This window comes from Pantoea sp. Cr_R13 (assembly GCF_029222565.1).
GTDB classification, from domain to species: Bacteria; Pseudomonadota; Gammaproteobacteria; order Enterobacterales; family Enterobacteriaceae; genus Pantoea; species Pantoea eucalypti.
In genome coordinates this window covers 177,740-191,115 of the sequence record NZ_JARHXL010000009.1, presented here as the reverse complement: position 1 = coordinate 191,115, position 13,376 = coordinate 177,740, and the positions used below count along the sequence as shown (strand labels likewise).

At 50.3% G+C, this 13,376-nt stretch carries 10 protein-coding genes and 1 pseudogene; 5 read left to right on the top strand and 6 right to left on the bottom strand.

Translation table 11 applies throughout. The features are described from left to right. Nucleotides 1-195 precede the first annotated feature (195 nt). Nucleotides 196-903 (bottom strand): glutathione S-transferase, encoded by a 708-nt coding sequence (locus P2R09_RS04860; RefSeq protein WP_275767603.1) that lies wholly within the window; start codon nucleotides 901-903, stop codon nucleotides 196-198. A 136-nt stretch (nucleotides 904-1,039) separates the two neighbouring features. Here P2R09_RS04860 and P2R09_RS04855 point away from each other — a divergent pair, with 136 nt between their 5' ends. Continuing rightward, on the top strand, nucleotides 1,040-1,609 hold the full coding sequence (locus tag P2R09_RS04855; protein WP_275767601.1) for a TetR/AcrR family transcriptional regulator: 570 nt from the start codon (nucleotides 1,040-1,042) through the stop codon (nucleotides 1,607-1,609). Between the two features lie 243 nt (nucleotides 1,610-1,852). On the opposite strand, the gene P2R09_RS04850 is transcribed toward P2R09_RS04855, so the two are convergent. Next, nucleotides 1,853-2,623 (bottom strand): helix-turn-helix transcriptional regulator, encoded by a 771-nt coding sequence (locus tag P2R09_RS04850; protein ID WP_275767599.1) that lies wholly within the window; start codon nucleotides 2,621-2,623, stop codon nucleotides 1,853-1,855. A 103-nt stretch (nucleotides 2,624-2,726) separates the two neighbouring features. Here P2R09_RS04850 and P2R09_RS04845 point away from each other — a divergent pair, with 103 nt between their 5' ends. Further along, nucleotides 2,727-3,806 carry an alcohol dehydrogenase catalytic domain-containing protein gene (locus P2R09_RS04845; protein ID WP_275767597.1) on the top strand — a complete coding sequence of 360 codons (1,080 nt, stop codon included), beginning with the start codon at nucleotides 2,727-2,729 and terminating at the stop codon, nucleotides 3,804-3,806. A 120-nt stretch (nucleotides 3,807-3,926) separates the two neighbouring features. Here P2R09_RS04845 and P2R09_RS04840 read toward each other — a convergent pair whose 3' ends face one another. Further along, on the bottom strand, nucleotides 3,927-4,943 hold the full coding sequence (locus tag P2R09_RS04840; RefSeq protein WP_275767595.1) for an NADP-dependent oxidoreductase: 1,017 nt from the start codon (nucleotides 4,941-4,943) through the stop codon (nucleotides 3,927-3,929). Nucleotides 4,944-5,032: 89 nt separating this feature from the next. Between P2R09_RS04840 and P2R09_RS04835 the strand changes: the two genes are divergently transcribed. Continuing rightward, the gene (locus tag P2R09_RS04835) at nucleotides 5,033-5,935 is read left to right on the top strand and encodes a LysR family transcriptional regulator (RefSeq protein WP_275767593.1); all 903 of its coding nucleotides are present in this window, start codon (nucleotides 5,033-5,035) and stop codon (nucleotides 5,933-5,935) included. A gap of 110 nt (nucleotides 5,936-6,045) precedes the next feature. Here the strand turns inward: P2R09_RS04835 and eptA are convergent, their stop codons facing one another. The 3 genes from eptA to P2R09_RS04820 all read right to left on the bottom strand — a co-directional run bounded on the left by eptA (nucleotide 6,046) and on the right by P2R09_RS04820 (nucleotide 10,111). Further along, nucleotides 6,046-7,701: a phosphoethanolamine transferase EptA gene (gene eptA / locus P2R09_RS04830; RefSeq protein WP_275767591.1), complete on the bottom strand. Its 1,656-nt coding sequence runs from the start codon at nucleotides 7,699-7,701 to the stop codon at nucleotides 6,046-6,048. 600 nt (nucleotides 7,702-8,301) lie between these two features. Next, nucleotides 8,302-8,934 (bottom strand): dTMP kinase, encoded by a 633-nt coding sequence (locus P2R09_RS04825; protein ID WP_275767589.1) that lies wholly within the window; start codon nucleotides 8,932-8,934, stop codon nucleotides 8,302-8,304. Nucleotides 8,935-9,334: 400 nt separating this feature from the next. Further along, nucleotides 9,335-10,111, bottom strand: a complete 777-nt coding sequence (locus tag P2R09_RS04820) for an SDR family oxidoreductase (RefSeq protein WP_275767587.1) — start codon at nucleotides 10,109-10,111, stop codon at nucleotides 9,335-9,337. Between the two features lie 175 nt (nucleotides 10,112-10,286). Here P2R09_RS04820 and P2R09_RS04815 point away from each other — a divergent pair. Both P2R09_RS04815 and P2R09_RS04810 read left to right on the top strand, forming a co-directional pair. Then, nucleotides 10,287-11,197 (top strand): annotated as a pseudogene (locus tag P2R09_RS04815) (LysR substrate-binding domain-containing protein). A 405-nt stretch (nucleotides 11,198-11,602) separates the two neighbouring features. Further along, complete coding sequence (locus tag P2R09_RS04810) at nucleotides 11,603-12,286, top strand: cupin domain-containing protein (RefSeq protein ID WP_275767586.1); 684 nt, start codon at nucleotides 11,603-11,605, stop codon at nucleotides 12,284-12,286. Nucleotides 12,287-13,376 lie beyond the last annotated feature (1,090 nt).

Here is a 13,376-nt window from a genome sequence, read left to right as displayed (position 1 = left end):
CGACATCAGGGACCTGGCTGATTAGCATAAAAAAATCCGTAATCATCCATTGGAGATTACGGATTTTCACACAGCCACCGGATCGTTCAGCCGATCACTTCTGCTTTAACTGATCGGCATTACGGTATCATTTCCGGGTTCTTTATCCGTCAGACTTCGTGATTCAGACGAGCCTGTAAACGCACTATCCTGACATTAAGGATTAAAAATCGGGCGGCCCGCTTCAACCAGTGCCTGCCACTGCTGATAGCTTGGGCGACTCTGGATGTTTGTATACCACGCTTTCAGGGCAGTACAGTCGTCAGGCACAGCAAGGTTTACCAGAGCCGAGAAGATCATTCCACCTGTTACGGCGATATCGGCCATTGAAAACGCATTGCCCGCGACATACGGCTGCGAGCGTAAAACGTTGTCGAAATAGCGCATACCACGAATGGCTTTTTCGCGCATTTTCTCACCCCATTCCTGATTCTGATAAAGTTCAACCTCTGGGCCCAGTCCTGCGGTGGCATGGTGGAAATAGACGCTGACCGCATCAAGAAACTCAATTTCAGCCCGTTTGGTCATCATATGGATAACCCCTTTTTCTACCGGAGTAACGCCTGTCAGAACAGGGTTATCATCCAGCACGTCCAGATATTGCGTAATTGCGGTGCACTCTGCGATCAGCGTTCCATCATTCAGTGCTAAAACCGGCAGGGTGCCTGAGTAGTTGATGGCTAAAAACTCAGGCTTTTTATGCTCACCTGCCCAGAGATTTACCGGGATAAATTCAACCTGAGAAAGTAATCCCTTTTCCGCTAAAGCTATTCTGACCCGTGCAGGATAAGGGCCGTCATACCAGTCATAGATTTTCATTGAAGTCAGTGATGAAACTGCAGAAGCCGTGTTGATATCAGTCATGATTAATTTACCTACCTGTCAATTGGTAGTTTAATTCTGGCGCGCTTTTTTTATGCTGTCAACACCTGCCTGTCAGTTGGCAGGTAAAAATTTTACGTTTATAATGCGTCTTTACCTTTTCATGGAAAACAGTGTTATGAGCCTTAATGCGCGTGAAGCTATCCTGGCCGCAGCAAAGAATGCTGCCCAGAATCATGGCTACAACGGTATTAATTTTCGCAGCATCGCTGATGAGGTGGGGATTAAAAACGCCAGCATCTACTATCACTTTGCCAGCAAAGCAAACCTTGGCGCCGCCGTCGCCAACCGTTACTGGCAGGATACAGTAGAGGTTTTAAAGACCATCCGGGAGCAAAGTGCTTCACCCGATGAGGCGTTACAGCGCTATCCGCAGATTTTCCGCATGTCTCTTGAAAATGCCAACCGACTCTGTCTTTCCAGTTTCATGGCGGCGGAATATGAAGATTTGCCTGAGGAAGTGAAACAGGAAGTGCAGTGTTTCGTGGAGGCGAATGTTGACTGGCTGAGAGCCGTGCTCAGCGAAAAGGAACCTGGCCTTACAGAGAAACATGCTCAGCATGCGCTGGCTATATACACTGCCGTAGCGGGTGCGCAGTTAATTGCCCGCACCCGTCAGGATATTACAGTTTTTGATAACCTGATTGCGACCTATCAGGAGACCGGGCTGATTCCATTCTCACGGTGAGGTTACCCTAAAGATGAGATAACCTGGACGCATCCTGTATAGCTTTATAGCATGGCATCGCCCTTCAGATTCCAGAACAGGAACGCCTGCCACGCTTTGTGACTCTCCCTATTCTGGGATGGCAGAGCGGAAAGAGGTTTTCGCAGGACGTATAACGCAGCAATCCGCCTGGTCCGCTAACGCTTAGCAAGGGAATAGCGGGTTTGAGCTGCCCGTCCGCTGAAATAGTGGGGCAGGGTGATGTTATTCCTCGGGCACATAAATCGACATCTTCAGCAACGGGTTATCATTCGAGATAAAGCTGGAATAACTGAAGGTTCGCTTCACGCCATCTTTTCCTGTCAGACATTTTGTTCCGGAGACAGGTGCTGTTATCACATGTTCATTCCACCATTCGCTAAATTCAGGACACGCGTGCTCGAGGCGGTTAATGAGTGATGCGAAAGCAGGGTCATGTGAATTTCGATCGTAGTCAGCATGAAAAAGACCCAGCATTCTCCGGGCTTCTTTATGCCACGTTTCTCCGAACAGCGTTCGGGCCTGAGACGTTGTAAACATGAAAATCAGGATGTTTCTGTCTTCCGGCGATAACTGACCGAAGTCTGTAATCAGTTCTGCTGCCGCGCTGTTCCATATCAGCACATCCCAGTGCGGGTTACTGACATAGGCGGGTTCGGCTAATCCTCTGACCAGTCTGATAACGCCCTCAGGAATGACATTGTCATTATCACTTTCTGTTTTGCGGCGGGTTAGCGACTGCAAATGCTGTAATTCAACCTTATCAAGCTCCAGCACCCGACCCAGCGCACTGACAATACGATGAGAAAGCGTCTCCACCCGTCCCTGTTCAATTTTCGTATACCATTCTGTGCTGATGCCAATTCTGGCTGCGACCTCTTCTCGCCTTAATCCTGGCGTACGACGCCTTTCACGTGTGCCTTCAGCCCTGATATCTGGCTTGATCCGGGCACGGCGGGAGCGAAGAAAATGACTTAATTCATTTTTTGGCAGCATGCGTTAACCTGGTCGTCATTTATACCTCTATAAAACTAGTCTATTTTCGCAACTGTTCGGCCCTTTTATAGTCGTTTTCTCAACAGAGATGAGAGGTAACACTATGAAAGCAGCTGTGCTCGAATCGTTTGGTAAACCGCTCAGTATTCAGGATGTCCCGCCACCGACTCCGGGAACCGGTGAGGTGATCGTTGACGTTGTCGCGGCTCCGATTCTTTCCTATGCCAGTGAGGTGTTCAGTGGCGCAAGACGCTATCTTTTACCCACGCCGGTTATTCCTGGCTGTGGCGCCATTGGCAGGGTGCGCGAAACAGGTCCCGATGCTGCGTGGCTCAAACCGGGTGACTGGGTTTTTTGTGATCCGACAGTACGATCAAGGGATAACGCACAATCGCCTGAAATTGTGTTGCAGGGCTGGAGTGCGAGAGGTGAAGGCGGGCAAAAACTTCAGCAGTATCATCTTAATGGCAGCTTCGCTGAACAGATTCGTGTTCCCACTGAAAATGCAGTCCCTATCGGTGATATCGATCCTGCCGACGCCGCTGTCTGGTGCGCTATCAATACACTGCTGGTGGCCTATGGCGGTTTGCTGGCCATGGATCTTAAAGCGGGTGAAAACCTCCTTGTAAGTGGTGCCACGGGTAATTTTGGCAGTTCAGCTGTGCTGGCTGCTATCGCGATGGGTGCCCGTAAAGTCGTCGCGCCTGGTCGAAACACACAGGTTTTGGAGGATCTCAGAAGCCGGTTTGGTTCGCGTATAGAAACCGTCACACTTAGCGGTAAAGCCGATGATGACATCTTTGCGATGAAAAGCGCAGCGGGTGGCCCCATAGATGCCGTGCTCGACCTGCTCCCGCCCTCAGCCCTGGCATCCGTGGCGCGTAATGCCCTTATGACGGTGAGACCTTATAGTCGTGCTGTGCTGATGGGGGGTGTTGGCATGCTGGGTGGCGATGATCTTGCGTTGCCCTATCCGTGGATTATGCGAAATCTCATCACGATCAGAGGACAGTGGATGTATGAACCTCAGGCTGTTTACACACTGGTGGGGATGGTTCGCTCAGGGTTGCTGGACCTCAGCCACTATGCCGTTACAGCGTTTGCTCTGAATGAGATTAACACTGCCGTCAGCCATGCCGCCGAAAACAGTGGCCCGTTTAGACTGACGGTGGTTCGTCCCTGAAAATGTCAGGTGATAACGGCTAACCAGCGTGGCGATGCAGTTAACCCATACATTCTCTCTGGCGTCACGCAGGGCAGGACTCAGGGTTCGGCTCAGTCTTTACGGGGACTGAGCCTGTTTTCACGCGAACGTAAGAACAAGTTTGCCCTGAATACTGCCCCGTGAAGCACGCTCATGGGCTTTCGCGGCTTCGTATAGTGGCCAGGTGTTCTCAACCACTATCCGCAATGTTCCGTCTTCCAGTAACACCGCGGCGTCATTTAGTTGCTTCCCGCTGGAGCGGACCTGAATGGATGAGACAGTCACACCAAGGCGGGCGGCTTCATCGTAGTCCGTAAACCCCAGCGGATTAACCGGATAAAGAGCGCCGCCAGGCCGGATGACGCGAAGAAATCGCGCCATGTCATTGCCGCCCACCGTATCAATAACCAGATCGATATTTTTAACATGTGCCTCTGGCGCTACTTTTTTGTAATCCATAAAAGTTTCTGCGCCCAACTCTCGTAACAGGGATTCATGACGCCCCGACGCCACGGCAATGACATGTGCGCCTTTCCAGCAGGCAATCTGCACGGCAAGATGTCCAACACCGCCTCCCGCACCGTTAACCAGAACGGTTTTGCCCTTTAATGCGACAGGAACGTGAGGAAACGACTGAAAAGGATTGGGAGCATCGTGGCCGGTTTCAACCAGAAATTGCCACGCTGTCAGAAGAGACATCGGCGCTGCAGCGGCCTGCACGTGGTTTATGTTGCGAGGTTTCAGCGCAAGTTGTTTTGCCGGAACAGTGACATATTCAGCGTACCCGCCGCTGCCGGTAAAGAGATTATCCGGGAATCGGATCATCGCATAGACCTCATCGCCAACACGAAATCCGGTATCATCGTCATGAACAGCCATAACCACGCCAGAGACATCGGTGCCGGGAATCAGCGGAAACTGCGGACTGGGCTGCCATTCAGGTGGCAAAGTACGATAACCCTCCCGCAGATAGAGATCCGGTGGATTGATTCCCGCTGCATACACTCGCACCAGGACTTCACCGGCGACAGGGACTGGCATGGTCGCATCTTCATAATGCAACTCATCCGGCCCACCAAACGCATGCAAGCGTACCGCTTTCATCACTTTACTCATCGTCTTTTCCTCGGTTTCACAGTTAATGCAGAAGGATAAAACGATAACCAGAGGTTGATAATGGGGTCCTGTTTCGTTTTACTTGTGCCATGAAAGAACAAATCGGTATTGATAGCCTGACAGGGCTAATCGCCTTTGCGCGAGCAGGATCGCTGGGTAGCTATACGGCTGCTGCCAGGGCGCTGTCTGTGTCGCCTTCATCAATCAGCAAAAATATTCAGCGGCTGGAGCGACAATTAGGCGTGGTGCTTTTTACGCGAACCACGCGGTCAATTACGCTGACGCCGGAAGGGCGCGACCTGCATGAGCGGGTCCTACGATTGTTGCGGGATGCTGAAGAAATTGAACAGGCAGCAAAACGGGCGCGCGCGCAACCTGGCGGCACTGTGCGTATCGCCGCTTCGCTTCCGGTCGGTTTACATCTGCTGGCACCTCTGTTGCCGCTGTATCGCCAGCGTCATCCTGACGTGAAGATTGACCTGCGCCTCGGCGACGAGCACGTAAACGTCATTGATGAAGGTGTGGATATCGCGTTACGGATAGGGGATCTGGCAGATTCAAGTCTGTTGTCGCGGAAGCTCTCACCTTATCAGCTCTGTTGTTATGCCTCGCCTGATTACCTGAAACGATGTGGAGAGCCCAGGCATCCTGATGAGTTGGTGGATCATGAGACAGTTAATCTGCTTTACAAAAGCACTGGTCAGCTGTTTCGCTGGCCCTTTACGCTTGGATCGCGTGAAATTGAGATTCAGCCCTCATCAGCAATCGTGACGGATGCCAGTGAAGCCGTGCTTGTCACTATTGCTGCCGGTGCCGGCATCGGAATGGCCGCCAGTTTTATGGCGGCATCGTGGGTAGAGCGTGGTGCACTGCTACCCGTGCTGACTGACTTTGCAACGCAACGACAAAATCTCACCGTTCTCTGGCCCGAAAGTCGTCGGGCCAATCCCGCCGTTCGCGCTTTTCTGGATATGTTGTTTGAGCGGCTGTAATCCACTTTGCGATGATCTTCAGAAGGGCTTCTGACCAGCGTCCGGTCATGAACTGCACCTTCTTCAGCTGGGTGTCCCGCTTTTGAGGTGCAGTTCAATACAGAGCTTTATCACTCCTGCTTCTGAGCAGGCCTGTTTCTGCAGGTCGCCAGGATATCGTCCGCCGCAACATATTCCCCGGTCTGCACGCCGGTAATCCCCAGCATGGTTGAAAACAGATTGTCCTGGGAATAGCTTTGCGTCCTGGCTTGCTGGCTCAGACATCCGTAGTCAACGGCATAACGCTGCTGGTAGTCGGGCGACAGCCAGACCAGCAGAGGCACACGGGTCTGGACCTCAGGGGCGATAGCATAGGGCAGGCCATGCAGATAGACACCTTTTTCGCCCAGTGACTCACCATGGTCTGACAGGTAAACCAGGCTGGTGGTGAATGTCTCCTGATGTGCTTTGAGTAATTCAATCGCTTTATCGACGATGTAATCCGCATACAGGATGGTGTTGTCGTAAGTATTCACCAGCTGTTCCTGCGAACACTCCTGAATCTGATTGGTATCACAGGTGGGTGTGAATTTGCCAAACGCCGGCGGATAGCGATGATTGTAGGTCGGACCATGGCTGCCGATAGTGTGCAGCACAATCACGCCATTGCCCTGAAGCTGGTTGATATACTCCTCCAGGCCATGAAAAAGGACTTCGTCATAGCATTCGCCTTTGATGCACATACCAGGAAGATTAAGCGCGGTCATATCCTGGTTCGGCACCCGATCACAGGCTCCTTTACATCCCGCATCGTTCTCATGCCAGAGAACGCTCAGACCTGCCCGCTGAATCACATCCAGTAATCCTTCCTGATGACTTGCCAGAGCATCGTCGTAATGCCTGCGCGGCATGTTCGAGAACATACACGGAACGGAGACCGCCGTGGATGTGCCGCAGGATGAAACGTCAGGAAAATAGATAACGTTTTCTTCCGCCAGCAAAGGGTTAGTCGGTCGTGGATAGCCGCCCAGAGAAAAGTTTGCGGCGCGGGATGTTTCACCCACCACCAGAATCGTCAGGTTCTTTTTAGGTCCATTCAGCATGGCCGGAAGCTGATGCGCATCCTCGCCTATTTTTACCAGCGGAAGGTTAGCCCGCTCGCGGTGATTGTAATAAGAGAGCGAGGCGGAAATGAAATTTGAAGGACTCAGGGATTTCACCAGCTCATGATTATTGCGGAACAGTGACGCGTAATCTTTGTAAAAAAACATGGCTATCAGCGCTATCAGTGCAACAGAAATAACCAGATTGATGCCACGCTGAATCACGCCTTTCCATACCGGCACCGACTTTTTGAAAGCAGGCCAGAAAGCCAGCGCAGCCATAAAGATGCCGGTAAAAATTATCACCGCGAACATTTTTGGTGTCAGCAGCGCCATGCTTTCTGCTGGTGTGGTATCCACCATATTGGTGATCATTGAACGATCAAGAATGATGCCGTAATGCTGAATAAAGTACTGAGCGGCGGCTGAGACGATGATAAACAGCGCGATGGTTATCCTGTCCAGCCACAAAAATGAGGCAAGTGTCACGACGATATTGATAACGCTGAACGCAACAATGGGCATTGAGAGGAAAAACAAAATATTACTTAAATCGTTAAACGCTATTAGCGAATAAGCTTGTCGGTAAAAGGCGAAATTGAGAAATACTGAGATATAGAGTGAGAATAATATGATGAACGTAACGCGGTGTAGTACAGGTTGACTGATTCTGAATCGTGGCATGAAGATGTTCCGTAGCCTTAAAAAAATGGAGCCACTACAATTATTTTTAAAATTGATTAGTAACCGTTAATAAAAGTTGTGAGCTGTTAACCAGATATAGAGAAAACTCACGAGAGTAATCGCTGAAATAGCCACTGCGAAACATTCACTCGATGAAATTTTGAGCATGTCAGGCGCCTGAAAAATCAGTTGTTCATATACGTTAATGTTAAGTAAAAATGAACTTAAAGCTACAGTTTGTGCGGTTGATGTGAAGATAATGTGATGTGAGTCACGATTTAAAATCAAAGCTGTCGAAAATGATAAGTACGCACATACGTTTAACAGGGTTCAACGCGCAGTATTAAGCAGACCCGAAGCAAAGTTTAACAGAGCGTATATGCTAACCCAGTTGATTATCATCAAAAGATATCGACGCATTATGCATTTTACTTTTAAATCATAAAAGTAAAGCGATTTTAAAGCGTATTAATGGGTTTATGTGCCATTATTAATCTGAATATTGCTGATCTGAATATTACTAACTACAGGCAAGTTAATATTCAGAGACACGTTTTTCTGAAAGGTTAAAAAATGCGATTTTTTGGAAAAAAGACAATGTCAGAAACCGCCGTCTGCATGACGCTGGATTACGCGGTAAATCTCAGCGACCACCTGAATTGTGGCCTGCTCAATGGTCTCTTCGTTGCGGCATAAAAACCAGCCGCGCCTGTTAGCTTCCTGCCCGAAGGCGTGGGTACAAGCAATATGTTCTTCCAGCCTGTGAATCACTGTACTTCCCAGCCCACGCGATCGTGCTGCGGCTCTTTCCCATGACACCTCAGGAGCAGTCACCACCCCGACATGCAGGTCGGGTACGCGTACCTCATGCTCAATATTAAGTTCTAAAATCTCTGAAAAGGGTACCATTATTCGAAATGCAGCATCCGACGGATACCAGCGATCCATCAGGATAATGCTATCAGGCGGCTGTTTTGTCAGTACGTTCTGTGAAATCCAGGCGCGACTGATCGCAAAGCGTTTGCAGATCTCACGTTCCAGTTCCACGGACGGATTTCTGGCGAGTCTGTTAACAAGCACCATTGATTCAGCCCTGAAAGGATCGCTTTTTTTCTCGCTAAGTCTGACTACCTTTCTGTTATCTGCCCGAAGCATGCGCGTAATGGCTTCCAGCAGCGTTGTTTTTCCCGCGCCCTTGGGTCCGTCCAGAGAGACGAACAACTGACGACTCATGACTGACATGAACATTGATTCAGGGTTTTTGAGGTGGGGCGGGTGGCTAAAAGCATTCTATGTTCTCTGATTGAATGGCTGATCTTTATTCGTCCGATAAAGCCGCACGATGTATTAGCGCGACCAGATGTCTGATAAACAGATACTGTTGCCTGCGCTGGCAGCAGCGATGACTCACGACCTTTAAACCCGAATGGCCGCCTTAAACGCGTATTCGTTAAAATCTGCGCGGGGTAGTGTAAGGGATGTTACCGGAAAACGAAAAAGGTCCCTGGGCGCGCTTTTGTTTCCTTAAGCGCGCCAGTGACTCACGGACGACAGACGATTGCTAATCGCGCGGATCTCAAGGCGGAAGTCTGTATCCCGTATCGCACGCAGAAAGCCACGTGCGGCCGGGTTATCAGGCGTTACGGCCTGCCATCACGCCACCATCAATATCCCACACTGCACCGGTGACCCAGCGCGTCTTATCTGACAGCAGGAAAACCACCGTTTCTGCGACATCACCGGGTGTACCTACGCGTCCAATTGGGTGGAAGCTGTCAAAACTGTTCATGACATCCTTCACGTCATCCTTTGGAATGAAGCCCTCGTAAATCGGGGTGTGTACCACTGCCGGGGAGACCGCATTGACACGGATGCCTTTTCCGCCGAGCTCAACGGCCAGGTTTTTTGTTAGCGCGTGCAGGCCGGCTTTTGCCATTGAATAGGCAGAAGAGGGCGTAGCACCGATTGCCTGCTTCGCCCACATTGAGCCAATGTTGACGATAGACCCTTCAATACCGGCGTCAACCATATTACGCACCACATCCCGGGTGATAAAGAACGTTGCGCGGTTGATGCTCATGTACATGTCGTAATCTGTCGCTTCGTGCTCGGTGAATGCCTTTGGGAAGAACACACCGGCTGCGTTTACCAGCAGGCTGATATCACTATGTTCAGCGTTGATGTTATCGACCACATGTTTCGTGCCTGCGTCCTTCATCAGGTCCGCAACGATCACGGAAACCTCGCCTATGGCCTCCAGCGCCTGGCGAGCCTTTTCCGCTTTATCCTGACGGTTGCCCACCAGAACCACACTACCGCCGTTTTGAAGAACCCGTTTCGCTGTTTCAAAACCCATACCACTGGTTCCGCCAACCACCAGCAATTTTTTACCGGCAAAAGATGCGTTCATCACTAACCTCTTAAACTCAATTGAATGTCATGAATGAAAAGCCCGGCTTTCCATCGTGTGAAAGCAGAATGCCACCCTGCAGACAGGTTGACGACTGAGAAGAAATTGCGGGTCAGGAAAGAAAATCTTTCCCGGTGGGATATACTGGGACAAATTTCCAATCAGGACCTCTTCGATGCGTTCACTCCACCGACTAAAATGGCTTCACGCCTTTGAAGCGACAGCCAGAAACGGCAGCTTTACCGGTGCCGCCCGTGAGCTGGGTGTTACGCCAGCCGCCGTAGGCCAGTTGGTCAGATCACTGGAGGAGTGGGTCGGACACCCACTTCTGCACCGTTCCCGCACTGGCAAGGAACGGCTGACGCTTGTTGATGAAGCGCAGGAAGCGTTGCATGAGATCACTCAGGGACTGGATAAGCTCGAAACCGGATTAAACAAGCTACGCGGTCGCCGCGCACGGTCAGTGGTTATCGTGACCACCTCTCAGGTTCTGATGATGAACTGGCTCATGGATCGGCTTAACCGGTTTTCAGAGGCCTATGAAGCAATAGATATGCGGCTTAACGTCACGGAAAAATTGATGGACGTGTCACATTGAGAGGCCGATATCGGCGTGAGATGCGGGAAAGGAGACTGGCCCGGCGTCAATAAAACCTGGCTGATGGATGAAGAGGCAGTGCTGGTCTGCAGCCCCCGGCTGGCTCCTCCGGAAAAAATAGCCTGTGGTGAATGGCTCGCGACACAAAAGCTTATTCATGATGACACTCCTCATCCTGGCGCAGACTTCCCCTCATGGAGCGATGTGCTCAAAGATATTAATGCGCCTGACGCCCTTGAAAGCGGCCTGCATATTAATTCGACATCCGCTGTCATCCTGTCATCCTGTCAGCCCTGACCGGCCGGGGTGTGGCCATCGTTCGTCACGCGCTGGTGAAGCAACTCATCGAAACGGGTCAGTTGATCCAGTTGCATCCCAATCATCGCTGGCCACTAAAATGGTCTTACTACCTTATTACGCCTGCAGACAATCCCATGCGTCATGAGGTCAAAACTTTCCATGACTGGCTTCTTCAGGATGTTGTCTGAGACAGTCAGCAATAGACTCTTTGAAGCGATGCCGCAGGGTAGCCGGTTCATCAGCGCGTTATCCGGCATAGTTTTTCTTTTCTGCATCGTAAGATTATATGATTTGTTTACGTTGACAGGGTTTCTGATAATTAACTTCACGAAGGGGCATTTACCGGCACGCTATGCTGATGCAGTGAGCCAGTGTTCCCAGACTCCTTTCTCATGGCGTTGTGAATGTTATTAAACTGGAATAGATAAACGGTGCATCGCGAGAAGAGATAACTTAAGCACCTGCCGTAGCGATTAACCTCATCAATGGCACGGCGCGGACCAGTTCACCGCGAGCGCGGCACGCTGACAACCCTTTTCCCGACCAATAAAAGGAGATACGGCAGGGTTACTCGTGCCGTTTAAAAACTGACCATGATGCTACTGAATTCTGATTTCTCACAACGGGCTATCATTACGCCTGACAACTATCTTTGGATCGCCTCTCCGCAAAAGGGTGTCGATCGCGTCATGCTGGACAGGATAGGACAGGAGCAGGCCCGCGCGACCAGTCTGGTCAGGTACGCCCCGAATTCCCTCTTCCCTGAGCACAGTCATCCCGGCGGAGAGGAGATTCTGGTGCTGAGCGGGACTTTTACTGAAAATGGCGTGGACTACCCGGCAGGCTGGTACCTTCGTAGCCCGGACGGATCCTCGCATCAACCTTCCAGCGCGAATGGCACGACGCTTTTCGTCAAGCTGCGGCAGATGTCTGCTGAGGAACGTCAGCCAGTCAGAATGAATACCCGGGATGAAAATAACTGGTGCGGAACGCCACAAAGACGAAACTGCGTGTTATTTACGGGTGTCTCTGAAACTGCACAGCTTCAGAGACTTGGGGCGGGTGAACCGTTGTTCTGTGCGCCTCCATTTGGTGGAGCAGAAATTTTACTTCTTGAAGGCGAACTGATGGGCACAGACGCTCTTTATGTCAAAGGAAGCTGGCTACGCTTCCCGCCAGAAGCGTTACCGGCTCTCAGGGCTACGGAAACCGGCGCACTCTTTTATCTGAAAACGGGGCATCTTAGCCCGACAACACTGATTGGCGCGACGGTATAAACATCGCGAAATTAACATCTGAGTCAGGCACGAAGTGAGCCGTTCAACGTGTCAGGACTCTTGTGAGCAATAGCAGAGATTACCGATGTCTGATGATCTGCACGGTCAGTTACTGGCGTCTGGTTTGTTTTTTAGAGCAGTGATAATAAAAAAAGCCTGCACATGGCAGGCTGAATAAATCGGCAGGTGAATCTTATTATTCTCTCGTTTACGCACGCCATACGTTAGCTGTGTGTGGGAGGCATACTACAGGGCAATAATAAGTCCCGCTTAAAAATTAATTATTGCCAGAGATAACACGCTGGACATAAAAAAACCCGCACTGGGCAGGCTTTTAATGTGATGGGAAAATGTACCCTCTCAGTTACCCGCATGCCATACGTCGGAGGAGTGCGGATAACGCGATGGAGCGTTAATATAAGCTAAATTTTAATGTTGAATGAAGTTATAAATCACAAATTACAGGCATAAAAAAAGCCTGCACAGGGCAGGCAAATTGCATCGCAGGGATTGCACCTTTAGTGCAAAAAAACAGTAGCTATGTGTAGGTTGCATCGTACCTGTCCAACATTAAGATTTTATTAGGCAGCATCATTTTTTAAATCATTAACTTTTCTGAATGGCCAGAACAACACTTCCCAGGCGAACCTGCAAACGTAACGCGTCGCCTTGTTCATGACCGGCCATAAAGTCCTGTTTTTTCATCTCAGAACAGGAGAGCCCGAGAACCCTGTAAACCTCTGCCAGAATCCCGTGCAACGCCTCTTACAGGGAGAGTTAGGGCAGTCTGAACTGGATTGTTCATGTAATGTCCCGCTTAATACCACTGGCGTTCAACATGGTCCACGCGTATGACGAGCGAAGCCCTCAATGCCAGAAGTAAAAGACAAAAATGGAAAAAAGCCTGAGAAAATATGTATTCAGGTGATGATCTCTTCAGCTCTGCTGTCAGCGAGAAACGCTGCAGCGATAAAGCTGGAATTCACTATCTGGTTATAATCAGCACTGCAATAGCACTAAGATTTTCCCGAAAGAAGGGGGCATCACTAAAGGGCAATACTTTTAAAAAATTGTTCCGCCAGCAGTGCCA